Origin of the sequence: Bacillus sp. MYb209 (assembly GCF_002975175.1) — a bacterium.
GTDB lineage: Bacteria > Bacillota > Bacilli > Bacillales > Bacillaceae_G > Bacillus_A.
Map to the genome: position 1 here is coordinate 126,222 of NZ_PCNZ01000001.1, position 25,830 is coordinate 152,051.

Sequence of the window (25,830 nt, forward strand, 5' to 3'; positions counted from 1 at the left end):
TCTTTTTATTTCTTTAAATCAATCACAATATCATCTAACACAATATCTTTACTCTTCGCTTCTTTTTTCGGCACTTCAATTTTCTTCTCTTTTCCATTCACATACTCCACTCCACCATGATTTTCAGGTGTATGCACTCGCAAGTTCACATGAGGTGTAACGATAAGCTTTGTAGCATTTTCGTTCAATTTTTGGAATGTGGCACTCCAACTACTTTTATGTGGCTCTGCTACTGTACTACTTCCGCCATTTCCTTTACCTACGTATCGATTTCCTAAATCATCTTTTATTTCTAATTCCACATCAGCACTATCCCATATATTTCTTAATGCCTTAGATTCTTCTTGATTGTAATAAACAATAAATGACATCGGGGTTACTTCCATTTTGTCTATATTCACTTTTATTAATTCATTTTCAGAAACCCCATTAACCTTTGCTTCCTTACTATCCATTGCTTTTAAACTAAGTGCGAAATTCCAGTTCCCCTTTATTGCATTACCTTCATAATCCAACTCAATTGCTTCTATATCCCACCAAACATTTGCAACATCTAGCCTTTCATTACCAATACCACTCATAGTGGTCATACCTACATATTTTCTCTCTCCAATCTTTGTAACTTTCGAACTACCTCCCCCGCCATTAAAGCCCATAACTTGCGGGCTTCCAAATATGAACGGTTTCTCTCCTAAATCTTTATCACTCTCAATAGAATATGTGATTGTGATTGTTCTACCATCGAACACAGCATCATTAATTGTGACCTTAACCCCATTACTCTCCTTTGTCATATTCAACTCAGTCGAAAACTCTTTATAATTTTCGTATAGCCCTGTTCTACCATTATCTAAAAACCGGAATATATCCCCTACTATAGGCAGTCCTCCAGCGTATGTGGGAAATCCAATACCAAGCGTTGCAACTGATAACCCTACTAAAATAGATGCAACAGCGACACCTTTTTTCCAAGTTTTCATCTTTTTCTTCGTACGTATAGATTGTTTTAAGTTACGTTTTACTTTTTCTTTTTCAATTTCAGAAGCCTCTAGTTCCTCTAGTTCTTTTTCATCTATTTCAATATCATTTAATAGCTCATAAATGTCTTTCATATTACACTACCTCCAAAACTAATATTCGTAGCACTTTGTTGTAGTTTCTTTTTCCCGCGATACACACGATTATCTATTGCCGCTCGAGTTAATCCCAGCTTATCTCCTATTTCTTCTGTCTTCATGCCGAGGAGATATTTCATAATGAATACTTTTTGATCTAACGGTTCCAATTGATTAATGAGATTCAATAATTCTTCCCTGTCTTCCATAACGATTAATTCGTCTTCTGCCGATTTTTCTGTACTTATATGAAACTCATCTGAAATGACTTCTATTTTTTTAGTCGCTTTCCGGTAATAATCAATTGCTTTAAACTTTGCAATCGCCGCAATCCATTTTTTAAAATCACTCGGCTCTCCATGAAATTTATTTGAGTTATTCCAAATGGAAAGAAATATATCATTTATACATTCTTCTATCAACCCATCATTTTGAATTGGCCGCAGTACTTTATGCGTGATTCCTTTTATTAACGGTAAATATGTATCAACAACAAACTCTAACGCATCTTCTTTTTGCCGCTGTAATCTTTTTATATAATTTTTCTCATTTGATTTCATGTAGCGATTCCCCTTATTTTTTGTAAAAGCTTTTACACTCTATATAACGTCCAGAAAAAAGTTTTCTCTCATCTTTTTTATTATTTTTTGTATGTAATGGAATACTTTTCCTCATCTATTGTCTCATATAACTATGCATTCGAAGAAAATTTTCTCAAGTCTACAATTTGATTAATGTAGTACACTATTTATGTGGTCGTTCTTTAACTTGGTGTATATTTTATTTTGTTAATCTACTTTCAATTATTTAAAATTAGGAGATGAGATGTGTATGTGTGGAATTACAGGCTGGGTAGATTGGAAAAAGGATCTTTCCAATGAACATGTTATTTTAGAAAAGATGGCAAATAGTATTCAGCATCGCGGTCCGGATGCTGAAGGATTTTGGTTTTCACCTCGTGCGGCTTTTGCACACCGTCGATTAATCGTAATTGACCCCGAAGGCGGGACACAGCCGAAGACATTCCGTGCCGGTGATTATACGTATGCTCTTACTTATAATGGAGAAATTTATAATTTCCGTGAGCTGAGAGAGCAACTCCAAAAATGTGGGCATGCATTTGAAACTCATTCAGACACAGAAGTGCTACTACATGCTTATTTAGAATGGAAAGAAGATTGCGTACAACATTTAAATGGAATTTTCGCTTTTGCTATATGGGATGATCAGAAGCAACAATTGTTTTTAGCACGAGATCATTTAGGGGTAAAACCACTTTTTTATACAGAAAGAGATAACAGTATTATTTTCGGTTCTGAAATAAAAGCCCTATTAGCTCATCCATCTGTTCCTGCTGAACTTGATACGACTGGAATAAATGAAATATTTGGATTAGGCTTATTTCGAACTCCAGGTTGTGGCGTCTTTAAACATATTCAAGAAGTTCGTGCTGGACATTCTATAACGTTCACACGTGATAAAAAAGTAGTTAAGAAGTATTGGAATTTAGAAAGTAAGATCCATACAGATTCTGTTGATGATACATCTTCATACATTTTATCTATTTTACAAGATACAGTAAAAAGACAATTAATTGCCGATGTTCCCCTCGTTTGTATGTTATCAGGCGGATTAGATTCTAGTGGTATTACTGCACTGGCAGGTAAAGAATTTGCAGAGGAACACAAAACACTTCACACGTATTCAATTGATTTTGTAAACAGCGCTAAAGATTTCGAACTTACATTCGCTCGCACTGGTCTAGATGCTCCTTGGGTAAAACGTGTTTCTGAGCACGTAGGGACGTCGCATCATGACATTATTGTCAATGCAGAAGAATTAGCAAATCACTTATTTGTTCCCCTTCATGCGAGAGATTTACCGAGTGCTGGTGAAATGGAAACTTCACTATATTTACTATTTTGCGAAATGAAAAAAGATGCAACCGTGGCTTTATCTGGCGAATCTGCTGATGAAGTATTCGGGGGATATCCTTGGTTTCATCAAGAAGAACTATTATATGTAGATAAGTTTCCGTGGTTAACAAACTGGAAAAATACATCTTCTCTATTATTAAATGACGTAACGACTCAATGTAATCCTGAGCATTATATTAATAAACGATTCCATGAGGCTGCTCTTGAAGTACCTACTCTTGAAGGTGAAAGTAAAAAAGAAGCGAAACAACGTCAAATGTTTTATTTATTTTTAACAAGATTCCTTCCCTTCTTACTCGACCGTAAAGATCGTATGAGTATGGCTGTAGGTTTTGAAGTTCGTGTACCGTTTTGTGATTATAGACTAGTTGAATATTTATGGAATGTACCTTTTAACGTCAAAAGTATTGATAATATTGAAAAAGGTATTTTACGTAGAGCACTGAAACCGGCTTTACCTGATGATGTGCGAAATAGAAGAAAAAGCGCTTATCCTACTTCACAAGATCCACACTATTTACAAACAATCCGTAATTTAACACTTGATATGTGCAGCAATAAAAACAATCCTGTTTTCTCACTTATTAACCATTCCATATTACTTGCAATTGCTGATCAAAGTAATAAAGTGGTTAACAATTTTGAAGCAAGAAGTGCTATGGAGTATATGCTACAAGTAAATGAATGGTTAAAAACGTATCATATTCATATCGCTTAACAAAAAAGAGTTCAAGGACAAAAACCCTTGAACTCCCTTTCATTTATTAATTGGCACATTGTCTATTTTCAGTATCGATGGACCATCCAATAATAGTAGCACAATCTCTACCTTTCCACTGAAGTACATTTGTTAATACAGGCTCAATCTGTAAACAAGTTCCGTCGTGTAATATTTCTACTAAAGATTGATCATCATCAAACTTTCGTTTATCACATTCTAAAATACCATCTGTTGCCATTACAATGTGATTCTGACCTTTTTCTAATCCCCTTATCCCTGATGTAAAGCAAGGTGTATTCGCTGCAAAAACATTTTTTCTTCCTATATATTCATAATTCTTACGCTTATTTAGCCTACCTTTTCCATTTTCCGCTTGCTCTGAATGGAATAAATACGCAAAACAATCACCAACTGATAGCCAATATAAGAACTCGCCTTTTCGTAAACAAATTAAACATGCAAGTTCCTCATCATCTTGGTCACATTTCTCAATAAATAGCTCATCTGTAAATAACGCTAATAAATACATATGTGTATGATGAAAAGCTAAATGTATTGGATATGAAAATAACTCTTTTAGTTTTTCTTCTCTTTCTGAAATAGCTTCTATTATATAATGTATATTTTTCGTTTTATGATGTGTATCAAAAATCATAACAAATTCAAATTCTAATTTCGGATCCCACCAAGCTAGCACTGCATCTCCTCTTTCATATGCATCACTCTCTTGATTCCCTCCATATACGCCGACTGAAAGAGGACCACATTTTTCAACATGTATTTGATCTACATACATCTTTTCATGACTAAGCCATTTAAATGTATTCACAGCTATCATCCTCTCTCTTGCTAAATGTATACCTTTACACATAGATTACCTTATATTTCAATAAAAATAAACTTTTTCAACATTTATTATGAAAATAACAGGATTTTAATTCTTACCAAGCGAATATATCTTATAAGACGATATAAAAAAATAGGGGGATTTATAATATGAAAGATATTAATCCACATTGGGAGACAATTTACTACCACTTACGATATGAGTATGAAGACAATCTTTCTCACCAAGCAATTCGCATTTTACAAATCATTTCTCGTGAGAAAGACATAACAATTGGAAAAGTTGCTTCTGAACTCGGTTTATCTCATAACACAGCGTCCGAACATGTAAAACGCCTTATTCAAAAAGGATTTATCATTAAAGAAAGAAATAAACAAGATGAAAGAGTTGTGAACCTTACATTAACGACAGAAGGAATTGAAGCATTAGAAAAGCATACTTTGCTAGATAAAGAAAAGATACAAATATTAGAATCACAGTTATCAAAAGAAGAGCAACAATTAATAGCAAAAGCCTTTTCGTTATTAGCTAAGGAGGCAAAATATGCATTTCCTCGTTAAGGTCATCGTTTCTGCACTTATTATCGGCGTTATTACTGAAGTCGCTAAACATTATAGTACGATAGGCGGCTTTATTGCTGCCCTTCCTCTTGTGAGTTTACTTAGTTTATTTTGGATTGCTTTCGAAGGTGGGAGTAAACAGGAGTTAAGTCAATTCGCTATGGGCGTATTATATGGATTTCCTGCATCCGCATTACTATTATTTATTGTTTATATCGGTTTAAAAAACTCCTTTTCACTTAGTACATCGATACTCTTTGGCATAGGCGCCTGGTGTATCATCTTTGCTTGTCAAAAAGCATTTCAAGCTTAGGGGGTATTACTATTAATAGATCAGTAGAGATATTTGGACAAAATGTAGAAGTATATATGAGAGGTAGTAGTAAACAAACTGTAGTCATTCAAACAGGAATGGGATGCTCATTTTATGATTGGCTTCCTATTATAGAAAAGCTTTCACAAAACTTTACAGTCATTTCATATCATCGCCCAGGTTACGGAAAAAGTGAGCTAGGAAATACTCCACGTACAGCAAGGCAAGTTACAAAGGAACTACATATGTTACTAAACAAACTAGATATTCACGAGCCAATCATTCTAATCGGCCATTCCTATGGAGGGTTATGTGCACAACATTTTGCAATGTTACATGCAGAGCAACTACAAGCACTTCTTTTAGTTGATTCTACTTCCATGAACTTACACCGATTAGATGAACTTCATTTACCGGTTTCTGATCAAACTGATTCTGATGATATTTGGCTTCAAAAATATAATACGTACTCCAAAATGGATGTAGACACACTTTATAATGAACTAAAACCTATGCTTGTCGATCAACCAAGACAGCAAATTGAATTTTCTACCTCTCCTTCATTATATAAAGCGACAGTCTCTGAACTATCCGTGTGGAAAAATTGCGCTCACTCAATAAAAGAGCTAGATAAAACATTAGAAACACCATTAATTGTTATCAGTAGAGATCCTCATTATTCTATTACTCAAATGATTGAGGGCGGTATGCCAAAAGAGGAAGCAACACAACTTGAAGCAATGTGGCAAGAACTGATTCGTGAACAATTACATATTTCAATAAACAGCCAATATATTCTTGCCGAACATGCTGGTCACGGAATAGAAAATGATCGACCAGATATTATCATTGAAGCTATTCACTCATTACACACAAAAAAAGGAAGCAACTAAAGCTGCTTCCTTACTTATCTATTCATAATCTTCTTCATCATCAACTTCTTCATAATACGAACTCCCATTGCTTACATATATAGGACCATTCGCAACATCAATACGTAGTACCCATGCCCATGGCACAGCTAAACGTTTATGTATTGCTCTCCAAAAATTCATTGATTTTCTTTCGTACTCCTGGAACTCCTGAAGTAACTCTTTATAGGAGGAACCGTCTAACTGAATATTTGCTTCTAATAAACGAGAATGGGCATAGTACTGTAACTCTAGTTCAGCAGCAATCTCCATTTCTTCTTCCGTTGCCATACCTATAATTGCTCCATCTGCTGGTGCGATTTCATATACGTTGTGAACTTCAATAAGCCCTTCTTTCTCTTTCTCAAACATGTAAACAGCCTCCTTTAACCAATATTTTTTATGTTACAAAGTCATACTTCTACAATACCTTCTCTCTTTCCTCTTTTTTTGATAAACTTTTACAAATTATTAATCTGACGAGCGGTATTCTCTATTCTTCCAACAGAAACTAAACTCTCATTATGAAAAGTTAACTTAAATATATCTGGCATATGAAGGGTTTTCCAAAAATGAAAATCATATGTAGAATCAAAATAATTCATCAGTAACACCATAATATTTCCATGAGTACCGATTACAATGTTCTTCCCTTTATATTTTTCCAATATATTTTGCAAACATAATACAGCTCGCTTTTGTGCTACATCATTTGATTCTCCGCCTTCGTATGCAAAATTCCAATCTTCCCACACTTTCCAAAAAGCGTCCTTTGTTTACATAATAAAATTATTTCATTATAATTTATCTTTAAATTCCTCATTTGTTAAAATTTCTTGAATAAAATAATCTACATTATTTCTAAGTTTTTGATATGCAACTTGATCATCTATATCGTTAAACATAATTACAACTTCTACCTTATTCCCCTTCTTATCTGTAGTGTACAAGCTTTTTGTCAATACGAATGCGGTAGAACCACCTTTTTGACCAGCATATTCGAACTTACTATTTTTAACTGTTCCTTTAAAAACATTCTCAATTTCATCTTGCATTAATTTCGGAAAATAATTTCCACTATTTACCTTTTCCATTATACTCATATAATCTTTAGCATTTGCATTCACTAATCGGTCTGACCAAATTCGCTGGAATTCCATATCTACTTTTAATGGGATATCCCGCTTTTTCCATTCTTCTTCGTCTTTCATCCATTCATGTATTTGTAACACATGTTTATTATATTCATCGTTTGACATGTTACGTAGCATTTTTAATGATTGATTTTCTGGTACATGAAGCTCTTTTTCTACATATCCTCTCATATATAGTGAAGCTGTATAGGAAGAGAACTTGTCATGACTAGTAAGCTCTAACTCTTTTATACTTTCATTTACTCTTTCTATTCCAAGCTTCTCTAACAAATATGTTGTATTTGCATTAGAACTATAGTGAATCATCCCTTTAGCGACTTCTTCTAAAGGAATTTGTCCATTTTTCACTAACTCTTTAGCTTTGGCATCTTCTAGCCAGGCAGGATGCGCTCCACCATCAGTGTTTTTTACGTAATATTTTTCTAACTCATGTAATGAAATTTGTTCATCTCGACTTATCTTTCCTTCTGACACTTGTTTAGCAAACTCAACTGCTATTACGATTTTTACCATACTCGCTAATGGCAATTTTTTATTTTCATTTATAGATGTTAATACTTCGCCATTTCTTCTAATAAGTAATGAACAGGTTTCATCACCTTTATGTTCTTTTATGTAATTTAAAACATACTTTGGATCTTCTTTTGACAAATAATATTTCATAATAAAAAAGAACGCTACAATGCCTACTATGATAACTCCCACAATAATCCCTATAATCTTTACTATATTCACAATATGCCCCCTCTAACAAATTCCCTTTCATATAATCATTACACCGAATATAATTACAAAATTATACAAAATAGAATAACTCTTCCTAATAATAGAAAGAGTTATTCTATTTCACATGAAGTTATTTGTCCATTTAACGTAACTACTATATTTGAATCGTCAGCCTGTATATCGCCTTTAGAGCGGGTTACTGTGGGCGGTCCAATTACAACCGACTCTTTAATTGGCGAAAGGTCTTTCGCTAATTTCTCTGCACTTACACCGTAGGCAGCTTGAAATACTTCTGGCGGCGTCAACCTTAATACATCCGATCCTTCGGCTGTTTCAAACTGATCGTTATTGAAGAATAAATGTAATTGTACTTCTTCTGTTATGGCTGTGATCCAGTGCCACCACCCCATTGGAATAAAGACAGTTTGCCCCGCTTTCAAATGATAATTTTGTAATTGATTCGTTTCAGGATTTAGAATAGACGTAACGGCTTCCCCAGAGACAACAACATCTAACTCCCAAGCATTCGGATGCCAATGTGGTTCTCGCATATGCCCCTTCGTCATAAACAAATCAACAAATGCTCCTCCAATCATCGCTGGTAACTGTGTTGACGTTACTTCATACGCAACATTTTTCTCGTCTCTTTTAAAAAAGACATTTGTTCTTGAATCAAAGAAAAGATTTGGCATTCCTGAGCTTTTCTTTAAATTTTTATTATCTGTAACATAACCTGAATTACTCATTTTATCCCTCTTTCCCGCTCCGAACATTTCTGATTTCACACTGTATCGTATGGGAATTTTTTATGCATGTGCCTATTAACAACATAACAAAAAAACATGCTTTCATTATGAGAGCATGTTTTGTGATATTCTTCACATTGTTTAGTTAAAAAATAAACTTTTTACTTACCATGATGTAACATTAAATCACTAAGTTCTTCTTCAATGTGATTTAATTTCGCAACTCCTTCTTTCCATTTATGAATATAACGTGAAACCCCAACGAAAAATAAAATAATAATTGTGGAAAGAATAATACCATACACGATAGCTACAGTACTCATAGTTACACTTCCTTGTAATTAGTTATGTTTTTATTATAAACCTTTTTTTTATAAAATGCTTTGATTTCAACTTTTTGTAACAAAATTGAGTTTTCTAACAATAACAAAAGCGAACTTACCATCTAATTTCCCCCTTACGATTGATAAAAAACCTTAATATTTCCATCATACCAAATACCTCCTTATGAATTGGCAATAGCTCAATTTGTTAAAAAACGTTCAAAAAAGGAAAATTTTTCACAAAATATACAAAACTTCACCATATGTACTATTACCATATGGGTTATATTATTTAATAGAATAAAGGGGATGATATACTATGACGACTTGGTTTATTGTTATGTTAGTTGTATTTGGAGCATTTAAAATTATCGTTTCTAGCCTTCCAAACTCTGTTATTGAATCCATTATTAGCAGGTACGAAACACATCCACAACTTGAAGAAGAGAATGTGACTGTTACAATCAATGGAAGTAACTTAGAAGGCGAAAAGAAATCCAAAATTATTCATGATTTTAACGAAGGTTTATTTTTAGATCGCTATTATGCACCACCGCATAATGAGGGCACTCCTATAATTATCAATGCAAAGCGTGGCAAAAAGGATTTTACATTTTATATTTATAGTCATGAAGAGCATGTTGATATTGTAAAACAACATAAAAAGAAAGTAATTGCTTATAGTTTACGCTCTAAAAACCTACAAAATAGTGATATGTTCGTGTCAGCTGATTTAGCTTAATGCTCATATATTAGAAAAAGGAATCCATGGCCATATGGATTCCTTCTTTCCTATTTACTGAAAAATAAGCTCTGTCTTCAAACTATCTTTCGGTAACAACCATCCTTTTTTCTCTATACTCGCCATTAATAATTCTCTTTGTTTTGTCGCAATACTTTCCTCATTTGTTTTAAATGACACTTCTATTACGAAGTCGTCTTCTATCTTCCCGGTATTACTTAATGGCCAAATTTCAATATTCGTTTTTGTATTTTCAAACTCCCCTGTATACCGTTTCATTAATACAGGACCGTAAATGTGAGAATCGTTGAGCATTTCTTCTCCCCAATTCGTATACAACCATTTGTTCATTTTCCCTGGTAATTTCTCTATTAACATGTTTTGAGCATCCCGTTCATTTGGTAAATCAAGTATCCCATATCCTTTAGCACTATAACTTTTCTTATTTGAAATACTTAATGTTTTCTTCTCAAATCCCCAATCTATTTCTGCCTCATAGTTATCAGTTTTACTATCAAATCCATCCTTCTTAGCTACTTCTAATGCATCTTGAATTATACCATTTTGAATCGGGTATCTCTTTTTATATGTTAGCTCAAAATCTTTACTAAATTCTTTCTTTCGAATTCTAGCAAACCAACCTTCATTACTTAAATTTTTATTCGCCGTATCTAAAAATTGCACTTGTATTCTTTCATAATTTGTACCAGCCTGGAAATGTTCTAGTACCTCTTGCTTTATCTCTTTGTTATAACCTAATACTTGTTCTGGCTTTAATAATAACTTCACTTCAAAACTAGGTTTCATTGGACTAGCAGCAAACCCTTCCTTAACATTATAAAGGAAACAACAAAAGAAAATACTTACGAATACAAATACCTTTTTCATATACCGATCTCCTTTACACTTTAAATTACTTCTATACGTTCCATAGTAAGCGAATATACATTTTCATATCCTGCTGTACTAAGGTTTTGCTGTAATCGATCCGTGTCCTCTTTAAGAGCATGCACTAACACCGTATGTTCTGGTAATAATATATTTAACATCGCCTTAACGTCACTTATACTTTGATGAACCTTATATGGAACTCGCTCTACCCTACATTCTCTACTTACACATTCTTTCATCACCTTTTCTGCGAAACTCCCTTTCGCAATATGTCCAGTAAAGATAATGGAATTTCGTTCTTCATGCCGAAGTTGTTCATAATATAACTGCGCTCGTTTCGTTTGCATATTCGCATCACTCATTACAACTATTCCGTAACTATTTTGCATACAAATGTCATTATCCATAACTATTATGTTTCTTTTTAAACTCTCCAGAGCCCGTTCAAGTTTTTCATTATCTTTTAACCAATCTTTATATATGAACATCTCTTCAAAACCAACCAAAATTTCTTTATCTACTATAAGCGGAAATTTTTTATATCGTTCATATAAATACAATACTATATCTTGCGCCCTACCAAGTGGAGGTAACGGTAGTAACGCTATTCCTTTATTGTGCGCAACTCGTTCAATTTCTGCACATAATTCGTCCACTCGTTCATTTTGCGAAACATCATCAGTGTGATAAGCGGCATCTACAATTGCAATTTTTATATCGCTTCGCAAATTTCCAGGTAAATTAGCTCGTAGTATATTAGATTCTGCTGAATAATCACCAGAATAAAATACGTATGTATTACACATATCCACTAAAAACCAAACAGCTCCTAATACATGCCCACTATACCCCCATTGAAACCGCAACGTTGGTGTAATCTGTATCCATTCATTTGGATTACTAATCTCATCAATACATACATAATTTAAATCTTTAATATTTTGGTCGTTATAAGGTAAATTCCACCCTTGCGTCAGTTTGTAGTTTCTCCATTTTTCAAAATAAGCTGGCAGTTGCTCCTTCGTATAACGAGTCGTCCAAATTTTTTTCTTATATCCATACTTCGTCAATAAAGGTAAACCCATCGTATGATCTTCATGAATATGCGATAAAAATACCGCATCCAAAAATGGAACAACTTCTCTTTCTATTTTTGGATAACTATCCTCATATGATCGATTAATACCACAATCAAATACTATTTTCATCTCTTTATTTTTTACAAAATAGCAGGAACGACCGTATTCTCCCGCTCCTCCCCATACTTCCATCCTCATCATGCTACCCCTTTTCGTTTTTGCTCCATATGTTGCAGAAGTAATAAGCACATTGTTGTAAGCCCCACAGAAACAACAGCCATTGCCATTCCTATAGATACTTCTCCTTGTTCAAATTGAGAAAAAATAAACGTTGCTGACGTTTCTACTGATGGAGGTAGTACGAGAAGCGATGCTACTAACTCTCGTATCGAAATCGTAAATGTCATCGCCCATCCAGCAAGAATGCCCGGAATAATAAGAGGCAATATTATTTTTCTAAAAATATAAATATAATTCCCAGAAAAAACACTTCCTGCCTGTACAAGAGAGTCATCAATTTGTCCGAGCGATGCTTTTACATACTGTACCGTATAAGGTAGAAAAAGAACAACATACGTTACGATAACCATGACAGGTGTATTGTAAATTGATATAGGCATATATGGTGAATTCCAAAATAAAATAAGCCCTACAACCATCACTATTCCTGGTACCATATTCGGTAACATACCGCACATATCAAGCCATTTTTCAGAGGAATTTTTCCCCTTTCGAATCATAAGTGCCAAAAAGACTCCAATAATTACAGCAACAATCGCCGTTACGAGTGAAAAAAGAAAACTGTTCCATAAAGCTTCTAATCCCGGAGAACCAATTGTAAATAATGCTTCATAATGGCTTGTTGTAAAGTTATTAAAATGTAAGCCCCCGCCTCTTAACTTCGATAAAGAAGCTATGAGTATAGAAAAGTATGGGATACCAATTGCTACTATTAGTAAACCAATTACATAAACCCATGCTATAAAACGTGTAACTATAGACAAAGTATATCTTTTAGATTTCACACCTTTTCCACTAACCATTGCATATGAATACTTTCGATTCAATACATTTTGCATATACCAAATGAGCATACACGCACTTAGTAATAAAGAAGATAATGCTGTTGCACTACTAAAATCAATCGGCCAACTCGAAATAAATTTATGAATCTCTGATGTTAACACGTGGAATCCTATTCTACGTCCGAATGTAGCTGGTGTTCCAAATTCAGCAATCGTCTTTACGAAAATGAGTAAAGCACCCATTACATAACTTGATAACAATAACGGCAATATTATTTTTCTTAAACGATAGAAAAAGCTTCCACCATGAACTGCTGCAGCTTCTTCTTTACTACTCCCAATTTGAAGTAACGTGTTTTTCAACATGAAGTAAAGGAATGGGAATAAATGCAGACTCATAATTAAAACCATACCGCCTAAACTAAAAAACGATGATGAAATCGGCTTTAAAGCCGGAAAAAATTGTTCAAAATAACCGTTAGGTTGCATGAACAAAATCCATCCCATCGATCCGATATACGGCGGCGTCATAAATGGGATCATAAAAATAATATCTAACTTACTATACTTTCCTACATCTGTTTTGCTCATAATGAACGCCAATGGAAATGCAAATATTGTAGCTCCTATTACAACGAGTACACCTAGAAGCATCGAATTTAGAAAAATCCCAGCTAATCCACCACTCTTCATGACTTCAAAAGGCTTTAAAAAATTCCAACTGCTATTTTCATATACACTAGAAAATAAAATGAGAAAAAGCGGAATGACGATTAACATCACCACAAGTAACAATGCTACTGTCATTCCAATTTGTCTTACTGATACGAATCGATTTACCATGTAATCACCATCTTATTGAAATACTTTCTTAAATTGTTTTCCTACTTCATCCTGTTCTTTCCCAACTGTTTTCCAATCAACGTTTAGTACCGGAATCTCTTCTACATTCGGTCTATTTTCAGCTTTTATATCTTTTCTACCTGGCAATAAGTACGCTTTAGAAACTTGTTTTTGCACATCATCTGATAATAAATAATCAATAAACTGTTTTGCACCTTCTACATTTTTACTATCCTTCATAATACCTGCTGCACGCGGACTAATAACCGTTCCGCTTTTTGGATATACGATATCAACCGGCTCGCCCTTTGCTTTTGCACTGTACGTCATATAATCAACACCCGCAATTACCATATCTTTCGCACCTGTTACTACTGGATCTAAAGCTTCTTGGTTTGCTCCCGCTACTGTAACTTCATTTTTCTTAAGTTGTTCAAATAAATTCCATCCATCTTGTCCATTCTTTTTCACGTATCCTGTTACAAAGTCTAAAGCTGAACCTGAAAGCGCTGGGTCTGGAAGATTCACTTTCCCTTTCCATTCTCCTTTTGTTATATCGCTCCAATCTTCAGGTGCTGTCTTCACATTTTTTGTGTTATACACAATTCCTAATGCTGAAGCGCTATATCCAAAATAATGTCCTTTATCATCCGACCATTCAGAACGAAGCTTATCAGCTTGTTTCGCTTCTTTATAAGCTAACGTTTTACCATCGTTCTTTAATCCTTCCATCGCTGGTAATGAAGCGAGTACGACAACGTCAACGACTGGATTTTTCTTTTCAGCTTCCATTCTCGCTAAAATCTTACCTGTTGTTCCTTGAAACATTTCCACTTTTATACCTGTTTTCTTTTCAAAGTCCTTTTGAATTTTTTCTGCTAATCCTTTTGGTCCTGCACTATATACAACAATTTTCTTTTCATTAGCGTTTTTATTTTTTACATCTGCACTGCCTGTCTTTGAACTACACCCTGTTACTACTGCAGAAAATAGTAAAGTACATACAAATAAAGACTTAAGCGAACTGAATTTCTTCATACGATTCTCCCCCTATATGATGAATACATTTTTTGGGTACATATAACGATACTGGTTTACCGACGCTTAGCTTACTATTGTGATAAGCTGTCCATACACCTAATGCCCCCATGTTTACTTTCACTTCATAACGTTCTCCTACATATATAACGTGCTGAATTTCACCTGCATATGTATCGCACACTTCATTTTTTGTCCAGCTCACGTGCTCTGGACGAATCATTTGTTTATTCTCTACAAGCCAATTTGCCTTACCAACAAACTTTGCAACAAATTCATGAGACGGTTTCACATAAATATTTTCTGGTGTTCCTTTTTGTAATACTTCCCCTTGTTTCATTACAATAATTTGGTCTGACATTGACATAGCTTCTGTTTGATCGTGTGTTACATACAATGCCGTTAAACCAATGGAATGAACGATATCCATAAGCTCTAAGCGCATTTCTTCTCGTAAAATTGCATCGAGTGCACTTAACGGTTCATCAAACAAAATAAAATGAGGCTTTGTTACAATTGCTCTAGCAAATGCGACACGTTGCTGCTGTCCGCCAGAAAGTTCGTGTGGATATCTTTTCTCCATACCTTGCAGGCGAACTCGCTTTATCGCATCTTCTGCCTTTTCTCGTAAATGATTCGTTTGCTTTGTAGCCCTTAAACCAAATGCAACATTTTCAAATACAGTCATATGCGGCCATAAAGCAAAATCTTGAAATACCATACCGATATTCCGTTCATGAGGAGATGTTTTCACCTTTTTTGTAGACGAATACATGCACTTATCTCCAAAATATATTTCTCCTTTATCCGGTTCTTCAAGTCCTGCAATCATTCTAAGCAAAGTCGTTTTCCCACATCCCGAAGGTCCTAAAAGTGTGGTAAACTCTCCTTTTTTCATTACAATTTGTAACGGTTTTAACGCCTGCATTTTTCCAAATGTCTTTTCTAATCCATGAATTTTAATATCCATCGTTTCACCTCTCTTCCCTCATTCTTAACCTGCTTTCATTCTATCTGGACGATTTATACTGAATGTTAATGTACTGTAAAGATTAAATTAAAAAACTTCTAATAAACTATTTATTTCTATAGATTTTTTCTATAGTTAGAAGAAAAAGGGGTCAACTTATCATGAATCTCTTAAAATTAGAAATTGTAGTGCTTATTAAGAAGTACAAAAAGCTTACTATTGTCGCAGAAAAACTTGGTGTTAAACAACCTACTATTACATTTCACATAAAAAGCTTAGAAGAGGAACTCGGTGTGCCTTTATTTGAATTACGTTCCGGAAGATATTTCTTAACAGAAGCTGGCGAGGCGTTGCATCATTATGCTTGTAAAATAGATGCACTTATGAAAGAAGCTAGACGGGTGACACAAGAATTTAAAGATTTTAATAAAGGAGCTATAACAATTGGCGCTAGTTATGTACCAGCAACTTACCTTTTACCAGAAGTTGTTCACCAATTTCAGTGCGAATTTCCAAATATAAAAATAACACTAATGGTAAAAACAGCTCCTGAAATTCGAACGATGCTACAAAATCACGAAATTGATCTTGGAGTTATTTCAGCCGCACCATTTGACGAACCACTTTTAAAACAAACGAATATAATACCCGATACACTTGTTCTGGCCTTTTCCAAAGAACATCATTTTTCTAAAAGAGCAAATGTATCATTACAAGATATCGAAAAAGAACGTATATTATTGCACCGTAACCCATCTACAACGAGAGACTTACTTACACAATGGACGTTAGCACATAACATTACATTCCAATCTGAAATTGAACTAGATTCATTAGAAATGATGAAACAAATTTTAAAATATGGTAATGGGGTTGCCTTTATTTCTAAACTTGCTATTGAACAAGAAGTACAACGAAATGAGCTCTTATACATACCAATTCCCGAATTTGAATTACAGCGTAATATTTATACAATTCATCATGAGGACAGGTGGAATTCTAAAATCATTTCTTTTTTACTACATAGCATCACTTCTTTTTCAGCCAAAAATTAAAAGGCTGTCGTTATACACGACAGCCTTTTAAACTATAACTCTATTTATTTTTCTTTTCCTCAATTTTTGCTTGCGCCTCTTCGGCCTTATCTAATGCTTCTGAAACTTTCTGTTCTTTTTCTTTTACATCATCTATACTATCAACAGCTTTAATTAATTTATCGATTCCTTCTTCATTTACCTTTTTTCGTTTCGCTACTCTTTCATTTACTTTCTCTTCAACGTCTTTTGCTTTTTGAAGCATATTTTCTGCATTTGATTTCACAGCCTTTTCAAGTGCATCGTCCTTTTTCTTTTGCAACACTTCATTCGCATCGTCTTTCGTTTCTAAATACTTACCATCTTTTAATGCTGTTGCACCGTGATCCATTATTTGAGCGACTTCTTTATATGATTTCGCTTCATTTCCTGATTTTTCTTTTTCCGCTTTTTCAAACCACATAATCGCATCACTATATTTTTCATTTTTCAATGATTGCATACCTGTTTCAATATACGTGTCATAATTACTACATCCAGTCATTACGACTAACAGAAAAAGCATTACAAAACTTAATTTTTTCATGATGTTTTCTCCTTTTCTTTGCCTGCTCACTTTACTGTAACATACATGAAAAAGAGTTTCAAAAACTAAAATACTAATTTAGTCATTTTTTATCGTTAAGTCAAATTTTCTTTTAGGCAGACACATCCACTTGCTTTTTCGCCACATGCTTCTTTACTCCAACTAAAACAACTAACAATAACCCTCCGCCTAATGTCATCATAACAATGCTAGTCGGTAACATATCTAATAATAATCCATATACAATCATACCAAGCGGTGCGATTGCAGTAGAAATTGTTTCAAGTAGGCCGAATACACGCCCTAAATAGTTTGGATCTGTCGTCTTTTGCATATGTACTTGCATCGGGATATTTACAACCATCATTGATATACCAGTTAACATCATAAAAGCGATATAGTAAATAAAACTTGCTACTTTCGGAATGGTAACTAACAATGGAAAGACTGTACATAAACTCAAGCCCGCAAATAAAAACAGCCCAATATAAACAGAGCGAAACGGATTATTCACTTCTTTACGTACTGATAAAACAATTGCACCAATTAGCATCCCGACTGCTAACATTCCCTCTACAACTCCGAGTTGCTTCGAGGATAAGTGCAAATTTTGAATAATAATATATGGAAGTGAAACGAAAAGTGCACTCGCAAAAAAGTTTACCCCTACTGCAATTTTCATTAAACCATATATTTCATGTTGTCGTTTTATATATGAAAAGCCTTCTTTTATACTCTTCAAGAAATGCTCTTTACTTTCAGCCATTTCTTTTTTATATAAATCAAATACGATAAATAATTGTACAATAACCGCTAAAAAGAATGTAATGCTATTTAGCAGGAAAAAGGATTTAATTGAAAAGAAACCAAATACAACTCCACCAATAATTGGTGCTAAAATATTCGATAAAGATGCTGCCGTCTGGTTCAAAGCACTCGCTTTTTGAATACGCTCCTCATCTACTAAATTAGGAATAGACGAAGTTAATGCAACAGAATAAAAACTTGCACAAATTGATAATAATGCTGCTGAAACATAAATAAACAGAAGTGATGGTCCAAATATAGTAGTAAGAATAAACATAATAAGCATCGTTAAACTACTTAATAAATCTGTGCCAATGACAAGCCATCTTCGGTTCACACGGTCAGCTACAGCACCTGCAATTGGTCCACAGATCATTCTTGGTATTGATCCGCAAATAAGAGTAGTTGCAAATCCCATCCCGGAACCAGTTGTCTTTAATACGTATAACCCCATTGCAAACGTATAAATACCCGCCCCTAACAAAGACGTCATTTTTCCAATCATCATTAAAATAATATTTCTCATTGCAATCTTCATTTTCGAATCATTTTGACCTATACTTACATCCCCCATTATGACACTCTCCCCTTAAAAGTTAAATTGTGTTAAACTTATTATATAATCAATTTTCCGATTTTTACAACAAAAAGTTTAATTGTATTTAACTTTTTAATTATAAAGGAGCATGTGATGGCTACTCTCGGTGAAAAAATTAAAACGTTACGAAAAGAAAAAAAGCTTACTCAAACTGAGCTAGCAGGTTCAGAACTGACAAAAAGTATGCTAAGTCAAATTGAAAATGGAAAAGCTACACCTTCCATGAAAACATTACAATATATCGCTGAAAAACTTGGATGCGAAACGAGTTTTTTACTAGAAGAAGATGATGTAGAAATTGTAGAACTCATTCAACAAATGGAACAACTAATAAAGGCAAATAAATGTGATGAAGTATATAACACTTTACTGCCTATCGTTCAAAAAGAGCTACCTCCCACTTTAAATACCGCTCGTTTATATAAACAATTTGTAACAGCTGCGGCGATTATGAAAGATTACAATATTGAATATTACGTTGAAAAGGCTACTTCTATTTTTGAAAAATATACGTTATACCGGGACAGTACGGAAACAAAATTAAAATTATCCTTTACGATATTCACACGTAAAAAATATGCTGAATGTTTACAACTTATAGCTAGTATCCGAAATGACTATGAAGAGAAACATTTGGAAATGGATCTCATTATACATATCGAGTTATGTTTATATGAAGCAATTATTTTTCTTGCATGTGGTGATTATGAACAGTGTGAAAGAGTCATTTTAGATGCACTTGCATTTTCAAAAAAACATCAAGTCTATTATAAAACAGATGAATTTTACCGTATTTTGTCTTACCAAAAAGTCATCACTGCTGATAAAGAACAATATTTACACTACATAAAGAAATCTGAGCAATTTGCCATTTTTACAGAAGATACTTTATCGGCTGCGATTGTTGATCTTTTAAAAGCTTATTACTACAACACAATTACTAATGAATATACAATTGCATTAGTACATCTAGAGCAATTTCGAGAGAAACTAAAAGATGAGCCAATTTTTCAAGACGACGGATTGTATTATCTTGAAAAAGGAAAAGCTTTATACGGATTAAAACGTTACGAGGAGGCTTTAAAAACATTGCAACGTGGTATCATGCCAGATTATATGAACCATCCACTTGATCAAGCGTGGCTTACAACAGCTGGTGCATATCGTGCCCTTTGTTATGTAAAACTTAACGATAAAAAAAGAGCTCTTGAGGAAGTTACAGAAGCCGCTCAAAAGATACAATCCTATCCGGATTCCATCTTTTCTTCTTTTATTAAAGAAACATTACAAATAATACAAAAACTTTAAAAATGTCTCTAAATGGTATATTATTCCTCTTTTTTTGCAAAGATAATAATGATGGGAGGAATATAAATGAATATACAACGCGCAAAAGAGCTTTCCGAGTCATCTGAAGAAGCCAATGTCAGTTTCCAAGGCATGCCTGTTATGATTCAACACGTTGACGAAAGCAACGAAACCGCCCGCATATATGAAGTAACAAATCCAAAACGCGAATTAACAGTTCCAGTTAATAGCTTAGAGGAAATATAAGCAATGCCACTTCAATTTTCTGAAGTGGCATTTTTCTTGTTTTGGATTACTTAATATGTATATATTTCTTCTAACCTCTATTTTTCTTTTTATTACGTGCTAAAATCAAACAATGAACTGATTTTAAAGGGGGAAAATGTATGGGGAATACGCCACAAAAAACTAGTCCTTATTATGCCGTTATCTTTACTTCTAACCTATCAAATGATACAACAGATTATAGTAACGTTGCCGAAAAAATGGAGGACCTTGCGAAACAGCAACCTGGATTTCTAGGTGTAGAAAGCTCACGTGATAATTCGGGACTCGGAATTACAATTTCTTATTGGGAATCACTTGAAGCAATTGAAAACTGGAAAATGAACGCTTTACATATTGAAGCGAAAAAAAGAGGACGCGAACAATGGTATGAAAACTTTCATCTACGAATTTGCCTTGTAGAGAAAGAATATAAGTTTCAGAGAGAGATTTTGTAACTATGAAGAAAAAAATAGCTCTCGTTGTTGTTCACGAAATATACGGTGTGAACGATCATATGCATCATGTTATTGACCACTTCACTTCACTTCACTTCACTTCATCTCATATAGATGTATTCTGCCCTAACCTTCTACAATCACAAAGTGCATTTCATTATAGTGATGAAGAAAAAGCATATCAGCATTTTATGAATCATATTGGATTTAATTATGGAAAAGAGCAAATTGAAGAACTCATCACTAGCCTTTCCAGCAGTTACACACATATAGGGCTTATCGGCTTTAGCGTTGGATCTACCATCTCATGGCTATGTAGTAACAATCCAAAACTAGATTTTATCATTGGATGTTACGGTTCCCGTATACGCGACTATGTTCACATGAAACCTTCGTGTGCAACATTACTTATTTTCCCTGAAAAAGAAACTAATTTTTCAGTATCCTCCTTCATGCAAACATTACAGCAACAAAATAACTCTTTAGTAGAAATAAAGCAACTTTATGGTGAACATGGATTTCTAAATCCGTACTCTGAAAAATATAACGAGCAATCTGCAAAGCAAGTATACAACATAATAGATTCGTTTCTTATGAAAATAATATTGTAAAGGAGGTCCAAATGTCACTTACATTACTCTTACTTATTTTCATAATCATTGCCTTTATATCAGCGCTAACTCTCCTTTTTATAACCGTTAAAAAAAGGAGAGTTTTCAACCGTCCCTACTTACAATCATTCATCGTATGTGCTCTATTTTTTGCGAATTGGATATTATATTTAACAAATTTTTATTCATTACTACCTGAGAAAGTTAGTCGATTTATATTTCTACCTATTTGGTTTTTCCTTTGCGTTTTAGGCTTTATCGTTTTCGTACGCGAATGGAAAAACAATCGTATTTTTTCCATATCTACCGGTTTTCTTTCTTTCATTAGTTTTTTATTTGGATTATTGTTGTTAGTTCTTTCAGGAATGTAAAAATAGAAGAAAGAAAAGCCCAACATCAACTTTTCTTCCTTCTATTTTTATCTTTAGATTTCACTGTTACTGATTCACAAGGTGTGTAATAAATTTGAGGTGTCGCCTTATCAACAACCATCATAAACGTAATAAAACCGATAATAAAGAAAATGAATACCGTTAATAAAATAGAGCCTATCGTTAAAAGTATCATAACACCACCCCTATATATTTCATGTTATTACACCTTTCGCTATTATATGAGCTGAATCCTTTTTAGAAAAATAAACGTAACAAAATAATTACAATGACTCCTGTTAATACTGTTCCTAATAAACTACGAGTATATATTGCGACAAGAAATGTTGGGATTGCTGCGATAAGATAATCCCACTGCATCGTCTCATGCATAAATAATACTTGTGCTAAAAGTGCAGCTAATATCGCAATTGGTATGTAATTTAACCATTTTAAACCCCAGTCTGGAATTTGTAGTTTGCTAAATACGAGTAGAGGTAAAATACGCGGCATTAGTGTGACAGCTCCTGCTGCTAGTAAAAGTAATAATACGTCTAATCTCATTTCCATTTTTCAATCACCACTCCAATCGTCGCAGCTAGTAATGTTGCGATAATAACTGCTATACTATCTGGCATAAATAAGTGTGAAACGTATGCGATAATAATCGCTACAATTGCAACACTTAGATGAATTGCTAGTTTCGGTTTACTACTTATTAGCTGAAGAACAAATAATCCGATAAACATCGCTGGTAATGCATAATCCATCCCGTACGTATGAGGATCTGGTATCCACTCACCAAATAGCCCGCCAATAATTGTAACAATAATCCAATTTAAATAGGCGGTTACATTTAACCCGATCATCCATCTTTCGCCTAAATATCCTTTTTGCGCTGCGTGCTGCACTGCAACGCCGAAAGTTTCATCTGTAATTTGCGAACCGATGATTAAGTTTTTAAATAGAGGAATTTTCGTGAAGTAGGGCGCGAGCGCAGCGCTCATTAAAAGGTGCCGTAGATTAACAAAAAATACGGTAAAAATAATTGCTGAAGCCGGAGCACCGGCAGCATACATACCTGCTAATATAAATTGAGCAGAACCTGCATAAATTAAAGTGGACATAAAAGCAATTTCAATGATGGAGAAACCAGCTGTTTTCGCAATTACACCAGCCGCTATACCGATGCTCAAATATCCAAATACAGTTGGTAAACAATCCTTTACACCTTGTTGAAATGTATCATCGCTCTGCAATGTCATATGTGCCTGAGCTTTATTCACCTTTCTCTCCCTCCATTTCTTCCATACTACGTTTTCCTGTTACGACATGAACTAAATCTATATTTTCTCGCCATAACGTATCTAACTTATCAGTACCAAAGTAATCCCTCACAATCTATATAGCTCTAATTCCATTTTCCGATAGTAGTTATTGTTATACCTACTAATATAGAAAAGAAGCCCCTTATAGCCAACTGATTATTCTGAATTTTTAAACCGAAATAAAAAAGCCTTCTTTTGAAAGGCTTTTTGTGTATAATGTCCTAATTATTTTAACTGCAAAGAATTTGATATATTACTCTCCAAATGCTCACGTAAGGTTGAACCTGTATACTCTTCTCTAAATACACCTGCTCTTACGAATAAAGGAATCACTTCACTAAAGAATAGCTCCAATGATTTAGGAGGTCCGCCTGGAATTACAATGAATCCATCTAGTGCCCCCGCTTCAAATCTTTCCATAATTTTCTTAAAAACGTCTTGTGGTGTGCCAATAGCGACCCAATGAGCAGAACCAACAACTTCTGGTCGTTCTAGTATTTGCTCAACAGTTGGTTCATTTTTAATGATGAAATTCCGTAATAATTCGGCATGCGTTTTACTACGTACAGCTTGACTTCTACTCGGCAGCATATCTTCTGTGATCTTACTCTCTAATGGAATCCCTCTAACGTCTAGTCCAAGATACCTCTTCTCTTTTGTGAGATGTTGATGAGCTTGCCTGTGCATTTCTAACGCTCCTTCATATGTATCACCAATAAAGAAATATAAACCCGGCAATACACGTATCTCATCTGGCTTTCGGTCATGTTTCTCTGCTCTTCTTCTTAAATCTTGACGCAGTTCAATTCCTGCCTCTACATCTGGCGTTGCGGCAAAAATCGCATCAGCAACAGAAGCAGCGAAATTCCGACCAGACTCTGAAGCACCAGCTTGAAATAATGGCATTTCTCCAGAAATATGCTGAGGGACATTAAGTGGACCTTTCACCTCAAAATGCTCACCACGATGCTCAATTGGCTGTACCATCTCTCTAATTACGTCTGCGTTATCTACTTTCAAAACTTCATAAGGATGACTCCTCCAAAGTTTTCTTACTAATTCTGTACATTCTGCCGCTTTCGCGTATCGTTCCTCAGATGGTGGCATCCCTGCCTCACCAAAGTTTTCAGCACCATCAATTGATGTGACAATGTTCCATCCTACTCGGCCGTTACTAATCCAGTTTAAAGATTGTAGTTGCCTCTAAATTGTTAAACTGTTATTTTTTTATATTTATTAATTCAAATTTTCAGTTGAAACTTGATATAGCAAGACTTACAATAAATTCTAAATCTATTTTTTCGTATATTACCGTTTTTCAATTTTCAGAAAAATCAATATAAAAAAATGGGGGTTCTTCACATGAGAATCAATACAAACATTAATAGCATGTGTACGCAAGAATACATGCGCCAAAACCAAGCAAAAATGAGCAACGCTATGGACCGTTTATCAAGCGGTAAACGTATCAATAACGCTTCTGACGATGCAGCAGGTCTTGCTATCGCAACTCGCATGCGTGCTCGTGAAAGCGGATTAGGTGTTGCAGCTGACAACACGCAAAACGGTATGTCTTTAATCCGTACAGCTGACTCAGCTTTAAACTCTGTATCTAACATCTTACTTCGTATGCGTGATATCGCCAACCAATCTGCAACTGGTACAAATACAAAAGAAAACCAAAATGCTTTAAACAAAGAATTCTCTGCGTTAAAAGGGCAAATTGATTACATCGCAAAGAATACTCAGTTTAATGATAAAGCTCTATTAAATGGCGTTGAAGACACACAAACGGGCGATACTGTGATTAAAATCCAAACTTTAGATTCTGATGACGCAGATAAACAACTGGGCATTAAACTAGGAAGTGCTACAAGTAAAGCTCTAGGAATTGACCAATTAAATATCGGTGGAGATGCAGAAGTTAAACCGCCTGTTACTGATTCTCCTGAAGTTACAAACGTAAAAGAGGCAATTACAAAATTAAACGAAGCGCTAGTTGCCGCTACTGGTGATGACGATGGAATTAAAACTGCTGTCGATACATTTAAAGACAAATGGAATACTAATAAATCAGGATATACTGGGGCTTCTGTACAAGAGCTAACAGATTTATTAGATAACTTTAATACAGGCGACGACGTTTCTACAATTACAAATAAAATTAAGGACCTTACTCCGAAAACAACAACGGCAGCTCCAGCAGCTGGCGGTGCAGACAAACCAGCTTCATTACAAGCAGCAACTGCTATTGATAGTGCTCTTGAAATGATTGCAAACAACCGTGCTGAACTTGGTGCTACATTAAACCGTCTTGACTTTAACGTAAATAACCTTAAGAGCCAACAATCAAGCATGGCTTCAGCTGCTTCTCAAATCGAAGACGCTGACATGGCGAAAGAAATGTCTGAAATGACTAAGTTCAAAATCTTGAACGAAGCTGGTATCAGCATGCTTTCTCAAGCAAACCAAACTCCACAAATGGTTTCTAAATTATTACAATAAGCCATTTGAGTTAGCTTCA

General features: G+C 34.4%; 29 protein-coding genes and 3 pseudogenes. 12 read left to right on the top strand and 20 right to left on the bottom strand.

Annotated features, from left to right (window positions below):
• Positions 1 to 5: 5 nt before the first annotated feature.
• On the bottom strand, positions 6 to 1,112 hold the full coding sequence (locus CQZ94_RS00650; RefSeq protein ID WP_105583888.1) for a DUF4179 domain-containing protein: 1,107 nt from the start codon (positions 1,110 to 1,112) through the stop codon (positions 6 to 8).
• Entirely contained in the window at positions 1,109 to 1,675 is a 567-nt protein-coding gene (locus CQZ94_RS00655; protein WP_105583889.1) for a sigma-70 family RNA polymerase sigma factor, read from the bottom strand. The genes CQZ94_RS00650 and CQZ94_RS00655 overlap by 4 nt, the downstream gene beginning before the upstream one ends.
• A gap of 271 nt (positions 1,676 to 1,946) precedes the next feature.
• Here CQZ94_RS00655 and asnB point away from each other — a divergent pair, with 271 nt between their 5' ends.
• Positions 1,947 to 3,770, top strand: a complete 1,824-nt coding sequence (asnB, locus tag CQZ94_RS00660; protein ID WP_105583890.1) for an asparagine synthase (glutamine-hydrolyzing) — start codon at positions 1,947 to 1,949, stop codon at positions 3,768 to 3,770.
• Positions 3,771 to 3,816: 46 nt separating this feature from the next.
• Here asnB and CQZ94_RS00665 read toward each other — a convergent pair whose 3' ends face one another.
• Entirely contained in the window at positions 3,817 to 4,644 is an 828-nt protein-coding gene (locus tag CQZ94_RS00665; RefSeq protein WP_105583891.1) for a PP2C family serine/threonine-protein phosphatase, read from the bottom strand.
• Between the two features lie 125 nt (positions 4,645 to 4,769).
• Between CQZ94_RS00665 and CQZ94_RS00670 the strand changes: the two genes are divergently transcribed.
• The 3 genes from CQZ94_RS00670 to CQZ94_RS00680 are packed head-to-tail and all read left to right on the top strand — an operon-like array spanning position 4,770 to position 6,386.
• Entirely contained in the window at positions 4,770 to 5,180 is a 411-nt protein-coding gene (locus tag CQZ94_RS00670; RefSeq protein ID WP_105583892.1) for a MarR family winged helix-turn-helix transcriptional regulator, read from the top strand.
• Complete coding sequence (locus CQZ94_RS00675) at positions 5,164 to 5,493, top strand: DUF3147 family protein (RefSeq protein WP_105583893.1); 330 nt, start codon at positions 5,164 to 5,166, stop codon at positions 5,491 to 5,493. The genes CQZ94_RS00670 and CQZ94_RS00675 overlap by 17 nt, the downstream gene beginning before the upstream one ends.
• Positions 5,454 to 6,386 (top strand): alpha/beta fold hydrolase, encoded by a 933-nt coding sequence (locus tag CQZ94_RS00680; RefSeq protein WP_105583894.1) that lies wholly within the window; start codon positions 5,454 to 5,456, stop codon positions 6,384 to 6,386. The genes CQZ94_RS00675 and CQZ94_RS00680 overlap by 40 nt, the downstream gene beginning before the upstream one ends.
• 18 nt (positions 6,387 to 6,404) lie before the next feature.
• Here CQZ94_RS00680 and CQZ94_RS00685 read toward each other — a convergent pair whose 3' ends face one another.
• The 5 genes and pseudogenes from CQZ94_RS00685 to CQZ94_RS00705 all read right to left on the bottom strand — a co-directional run bounded on the left by CQZ94_RS00685 (position 6,405) and on the right by CQZ94_RS00705 (position 9,353).
• Positions 6,405 to 6,776 carry a hypothetical protein gene (locus tag CQZ94_RS00685; RefSeq protein WP_000461762.1) on the bottom strand — a complete coding sequence of 124 codons (372 nt, stop codon included), beginning with the start codon at positions 6,774 to 6,776 and terminating at the stop codon, positions 6,405 to 6,407.
• Between the two features lie 89 nt (positions 6,777 to 6,865).
• Positions 6,866 to 7,174, bottom strand: a pseudogene (locus CQZ94_RS00690) (histidine phosphatase family protein); the annotation flags it as partial.
• A gap of 27 nt (positions 7,175 to 7,201) precedes the next feature.
• Complete coding sequence (locus CQZ94_RS00695) at positions 7,202 to 8,293, bottom strand: serine hydrolase (RefSeq protein ID WP_105583895.1); 1,092 nt, start codon at positions 8,291 to 8,293, stop codon at positions 7,202 to 7,204.
• A 101-nt stretch (positions 8,294 to 8,394) separates the two neighbouring features.
• Entirely contained in the window at positions 8,395 to 9,030 is a 636-nt protein-coding gene (locus CQZ94_RS00700; protein ID WP_142395711.1) for a cupin domain-containing protein, read from the bottom strand.
• A gap of 161 nt (positions 9,031 to 9,191) precedes the next feature.
• Positions 9,192 to 9,353 (bottom strand): hypothetical protein, encoded by a 162-nt coding sequence (locus tag CQZ94_RS00705; protein WP_002158451.1) that lies wholly within the window; start codon positions 9,351 to 9,353, stop codon positions 9,192 to 9,194.
• Positions 9,354 to 9,672: 319 nt separating this feature from the next.
• Between CQZ94_RS00705 and CQZ94_RS00710 the strand changes: the two genes are divergently transcribed.
• Positions 9,673 to 10,095, top strand: coding sequence for a YfmQ family protein (locus CQZ94_RS00710; protein ID WP_105583897.1), 423 nt, complete (start codon positions 9,673 to 9,675; stop codon positions 10,093 to 10,095).
• A gap of 54 nt (positions 10,096 to 10,149) precedes the next feature.
• Here the strand turns inward: CQZ94_RS00710 and CQZ94_RS00715 are convergent, their stop codons facing one another.
• Genes CQZ94_RS00715 through CQZ94_RS00735 form a run of 5 tightly spaced genes read right to left on the bottom strand, consistent with a single transcriptional unit; the run spans position 10,150 to position 15,941 of the window.
• Positions 10,150 to 10,983 carry a hypothetical protein gene (locus CQZ94_RS00715; RefSeq protein ID WP_105583898.1) on the bottom strand — a complete coding sequence of 278 codons (834 nt, stop codon included), beginning with the start codon at positions 10,981 to 10,983 and terminating at the stop codon, positions 10,150 to 10,152.
• A 20-nt stretch (positions 10,984 to 11,003) separates the two neighbouring features.
• Positions 11,004 to 12,266 carry an MBL fold metallo-hydrolase gene (locus CQZ94_RS00720; protein WP_142395712.1) on the bottom strand — a complete coding sequence of 421 codons (1,263 nt, stop codon included), beginning with the start codon at positions 12,264 to 12,266 and terminating at the stop codon, positions 11,004 to 11,006.
• A complete protein-coding gene (locus CQZ94_RS00725; protein WP_105583900.1) occupies positions 12,263 to 13,933 on the bottom strand; it encodes an ABC transporter permease in 1,671 nt (556 codons plus the stop codon). The genes CQZ94_RS00720 and CQZ94_RS00725 overlap by 4 nt, the downstream gene beginning before the upstream one ends.
• 12 nt (positions 13,934 to 13,945) lie before the next feature.
• Positions 13,946 to 14,971, bottom strand: coding sequence for an ABC transporter substrate-binding protein (locus CQZ94_RS00730; RefSeq protein WP_105583901.1), 1,026 nt, complete (start codon positions 14,969 to 14,971; stop codon positions 13,946 to 13,948).
• A complete protein-coding gene (locus CQZ94_RS00735; protein ID WP_105583902.1) occupies positions 14,949 to 15,941 on the bottom strand; it encodes an ABC transporter ATP-binding protein in 993 nt (330 codons plus the stop codon). The genes CQZ94_RS00730 and CQZ94_RS00735 overlap by 23 nt, the downstream gene beginning before the upstream one ends.
• Before the next feature lie 161 nt (positions 15,942 to 16,102).
• On the opposite strand from CQZ94_RS00735, the gene CQZ94_RS00740 reads away from it, so the two are divergent.
• Positions 16,103 to 16,996: a LysR family transcriptional regulator gene (locus CQZ94_RS00740; RefSeq protein ID WP_105583903.1), complete on the top strand. Its 894-nt coding sequence runs from the start codon at positions 16,103 to 16,105 to the stop codon at positions 16,994 to 16,996.
• Between the two features lie 40 nt (positions 16,997 to 17,036).
• On the opposite strand, the gene CQZ94_RS00745 is transcribed toward CQZ94_RS00740, so the two are convergent.
• Positions 17,037 to 17,561 carry a COG3014 family protein gene (locus CQZ94_RS00745; protein ID WP_142395713.1) on the bottom strand — a complete coding sequence of 175 codons (525 nt, stop codon included), beginning with the start codon at positions 17,559 to 17,561 and terminating at the stop codon, positions 17,037 to 17,039.
• Positions 17,562 to 17,673: 112 nt separating this feature from the next.
• Positions 17,674 to 18,942, bottom strand: a complete 1,269-nt coding sequence (locus CQZ94_RS00750; RefSeq protein WP_105583905.1) for an MFS transporter — start codon at positions 18,940 to 18,942, stop codon at positions 17,674 to 17,676.
• Positions 18,943 to 19,059: 117 nt separating this feature from the next.
• On the opposite strand from CQZ94_RS00750, the gene CQZ94_RS00755 reads away from it, so the two are divergent.
• The 5 genes from CQZ94_RS00755 to CQZ94_RS00775 all read left to right on the top strand — a co-directional run bounded on the left by CQZ94_RS00755 (position 19,060) and on the right by CQZ94_RS00775 (position 21,978).
• Positions 19,060 to 20,274 (top strand): transcriptional regulator, encoded by a 1,215-nt coding sequence (locus tag CQZ94_RS00755; RefSeq protein ID WP_105583906.1) that lies wholly within the window; start codon positions 19,060 to 19,062, stop codon positions 20,272 to 20,274.
• Positions 20,275 to 20,340: 66 nt separating this feature from the next.
• Complete coding sequence (locus CQZ94_RS00760) at positions 20,341 to 20,520, top strand: H-type small acid-soluble spore protein (RefSeq protein ID WP_001025736.1); 180 nt, start codon at positions 20,341 to 20,343, stop codon at positions 20,518 to 20,520.
• A gap of 140 nt (positions 20,521 to 20,660) precedes the next feature.
• Positions 20,661 to 20,996 (top strand): antibiotic biosynthesis monooxygenase family protein, encoded by a 336-nt coding sequence (locus CQZ94_RS00765; protein WP_105583907.1) that lies wholly within the window; start codon positions 20,661 to 20,663, stop codon positions 20,994 to 20,996.
• 2 nt (positions 20,997 to 20,998) lie between these two features.
• A complete protein-coding gene (locus CQZ94_RS00770; protein WP_105583908.1) occupies positions 20,999 to 21,607 on the top strand; it encodes a dienelactone hydrolase family protein in 609 nt (202 codons plus the stop codon).
• 11 nt (positions 21,608 to 21,618) lie between these two features.
• On the top strand, positions 21,619 to 21,978 hold the full coding sequence (locus tag CQZ94_RS00775; RefSeq protein ID WP_105583909.1) for a hypothetical protein: 360 nt from the start codon (positions 21,619 to 21,621) through the stop codon (positions 21,976 to 21,978).
• 25 nt (positions 21,979 to 22,003) lie between these two features.
• Here the strand turns inward: CQZ94_RS00775 and CQZ94_RS00780 are convergent, their stop codons facing one another.
• From CQZ94_RS00780 to CQZ94_RS00800, 5 genes and pseudogenes are all read right to left on the bottom strand, one after another.
• On the bottom strand, positions 22,004 to 22,174 hold the full coding sequence (locus CQZ94_RS00780; protein WP_105583910.1) for a DUF3951 domain-containing protein: 171 nt from the start codon (positions 22,172 to 22,174) through the stop codon (positions 22,004 to 22,006).
• Between the two features lie 62 nt (positions 22,175 to 22,236).
• Positions 22,237 to 22,548 (bottom strand): AzlD domain-containing protein, encoded by a 312-nt coding sequence (locus tag CQZ94_RS00785; RefSeq protein WP_105583911.1) that lies wholly within the window; start codon positions 22,546 to 22,548, stop codon positions 22,237 to 22,239.
• The gene (locus CQZ94_RS00790) at positions 22,539 to 23,243 is read right to left on the bottom strand and encodes an AzlC family ABC transporter permease (protein ID WP_374954543.1); all 705 of its coding nucleotides are present in this window, start codon (positions 23,241 to 23,243) and stop codon (positions 22,539 to 22,541) included. Before CQZ94_RS00790 ends, CQZ94_RS00785 begins: the two co-directional genes overlap by 10 nt.
• 13 nt (positions 23,244 to 23,256) lie before the next feature.
• A pseudogene (locus CQZ94_RS00795) lies at positions 23,257 to 23,364 on the bottom strand (TrmB family transcriptional regulator); the annotation flags it as partial.
• 167 nt (positions 23,365 to 23,531) lie between these two features.
• Positions 23,532 to 24,509 (bottom strand): annotated as a pseudogene (locus CQZ94_RS00800) (LLM class flavin-dependent oxidoreductase); the annotation flags it as partial.
• 159 nt (positions 24,510 to 24,668) lie between these two features.
• Here CQZ94_RS00800 and CQZ94_RS00805 point away from each other — a divergent pair.
• Positions 24,669 to 25,811, top strand: a complete 1,143-nt coding sequence (locus CQZ94_RS00805; RefSeq protein WP_105583913.1) for a flagellin N-terminal helical domain-containing protein — start codon at positions 24,669 to 24,671, stop codon at positions 25,809 to 25,811.
• Positions 25,812 to 25,830 lie beyond the last annotated feature (19 nt).

What these genes read in the sequence shown, in the direction of transcription:
- CQZ94_RS00780 (WP_105583910.1), bottom strand. Translation starts at nt 22,174, where the DNA reads ATGATACTTTTAACGATAGGCTCTATTTTATTAACGGTATTCATTTTC.
- CQZ94_RS00785 (WP_105583911.1), bottom strand. Translation starts at nt 22,548, where the DNA reads ATGGAAATGAGATTAGACGTATTATTACTTTTACTAGCAGCAGGAGCT.
- asnB (WP_105583890.1), top strand. Translation starts at nt 1,947, where the DNA reads ATGTGTGGAATTACAGGCTGGGTAGATTGGAAAAAGGATCTTTCCAAT.
- CQZ94_RS00745 (WP_142395713.1), bottom strand. Translation starts at nt 17,561, where the DNA reads ATGAAAAAATTAAGTTTTGTAATGCTTTTTCTGTTAGTCGTAATGACT.
- CQZ94_RS00805 (WP_105583913.1), top strand. Translation starts at nt 24,669, where the DNA reads ATGAGAATCAATACAAACATTAATAGCATGTGTACGCAAGAATACATG.
- CQZ94_RS00700 (WP_142395711.1), bottom strand. Translation starts at nt 9,030, where the DNA reads ATGAGTAATTCAGGTTATGTTACAGATAATAAAAATTTAAAGAAAAGC.
- CQZ94_RS00790 (WP_374954543.1), bottom strand. Translation starts at nt 23,243, where the DNA reads ATGACATTGCAGAGCGATGATACATTTCAACAAGGTGTAAAGGATTGT.
- CQZ94_RS00750 (WP_105583905.1), bottom strand. Translation starts at nt 18,942, where the DNA reads ATGGGGGATGTAAGTATAGGTCAAAATGATTCGAAAATGAAGATTGCA.
- CQZ94_RS00735 (WP_105583902.1), bottom strand. Translation starts at nt 15,941, where the DNA reads ATGGATATTAAAATTCATGGATTAGAAAAGACATTTGGAAAAATGCAG.
- CQZ94_RS00720 (WP_142395712.1), bottom strand. Translation starts at nt 12,266, where the DNA reads ATGATGAGGATGGAAGTATGGGGAGGAGCGGGAGAATACGGTCGTTCC.
- CQZ94_RS00765 (WP_105583907.1), top strand. Translation starts at nt 20,661, where the DNA reads ATGGGGAATACGCCACAAAAAACTAGTCCTTATTATGCCGTTATCTTT.
- CQZ94_RS00715 (WP_105583898.1), bottom strand. Translation starts at nt 10,983, where the DNA reads ATGAAAAAGGTATTTGTATTCGTAAGTATTTTCTTTTGTTGTTTCCTT.
- CQZ94_RS00725 (WP_105583900.1), bottom strand. Translation starts at nt 13,933, where the DNA reads ATGGTAAATCGATTCGTATCAGTAAGACAAATTGGAATGACAGTAGCA.
- CQZ94_RS00655 (WP_105583889.1), bottom strand. Translation starts at nt 1,675, where the DNA reads ATGAAATCAAATGAGAAAAATTATATAAAAAGATTACAGCGGCAAAAA.
- CQZ94_RS00685 (WP_000461762.1), bottom strand. Translation starts at nt 6,776, where the DNA reads ATGTTTGAGAAAGAGAAAGAAGGGCTTATTGAAGTTCACAACGTATAT.
- CQZ94_RS00740 (WP_105583903.1), top strand. Translation starts at nt 16,103, where the DNA reads ATGAATCTCTTAAAATTAGAAATTGTAGTGCTTATTAAGAAGTACAAA.
- CQZ94_RS00730 (WP_105583901.1), bottom strand. Translation starts at nt 14,971, where the DNA reads ATGAAGAAATTCAGTTCGCTTAAGTCTTTATTTGTATGTACTTTACTA.
- CQZ94_RS00755 (WP_105583906.1), top strand. Translation starts at nt 19,060, where the DNA reads ATGGCTACTCTCGGTGAAAAAATTAAAACGTTACGAAAAGAAAAAAAG.
- CQZ94_RS00705 (WP_002158451.1), bottom strand. Translation starts at nt 9,353, where the DNA reads ATGAGTACTGTAGCTATCGTGTATGGTATTATTCTTTCCACAATTATT.
- CQZ94_RS00770 (WP_105583908.1), top strand. Translation starts at nt 20,999, where the DNA reads ATGAAGAAAAAAATAGCTCTCGTTGTTGTTCACGAAATATACGGTGTG.
- CQZ94_RS00760 (WP_001025736.1), top strand. Translation starts at nt 20,341, where the DNA reads ATGAATATACAACGCGCAAAAGAGCTTTCCGAGTCATCTGAAGAAGCC.
- CQZ94_RS00670 (WP_105583892.1), top strand. Translation starts at nt 4,770, where the DNA reads ATGAAAGATATTAATCCACATTGGGAGACAATTTACTACCACTTACGA.
- CQZ94_RS00710 (WP_105583897.1), top strand. Translation starts at nt 9,673, where the DNA reads ATGACGACTTGGTTTATTGTTATGTTAGTTGTATTTGGAGCATTTAAA.
- CQZ94_RS00675 (WP_105583893.1), top strand. Translation starts at nt 5,164, where the DNA reads ATGCATTTCCTCGTTAAGGTCATCGTTTCTGCACTTATTATCGGCGTT.
- CQZ94_RS00775 (WP_105583909.1), top strand. Translation starts at nt 21,619, where the DNA reads ATGTCACTTACATTACTCTTACTTATTTTCATAATCATTGCCTTTATA.
- CQZ94_RS00650 (WP_105583888.1), bottom strand. Translation starts at nt 1,112, where the DNA reads ATGAAAGACATTTATGAGCTATTAAATGATATTGAAATAGATGAAAAA.
- CQZ94_RS00665 (WP_105583891.1), bottom strand. Translation starts at nt 4,644, where the DNA reads ATGTGTAAAGGTATACATTTAGCAAGAGAGAGGATGATAGCTGTGAAT.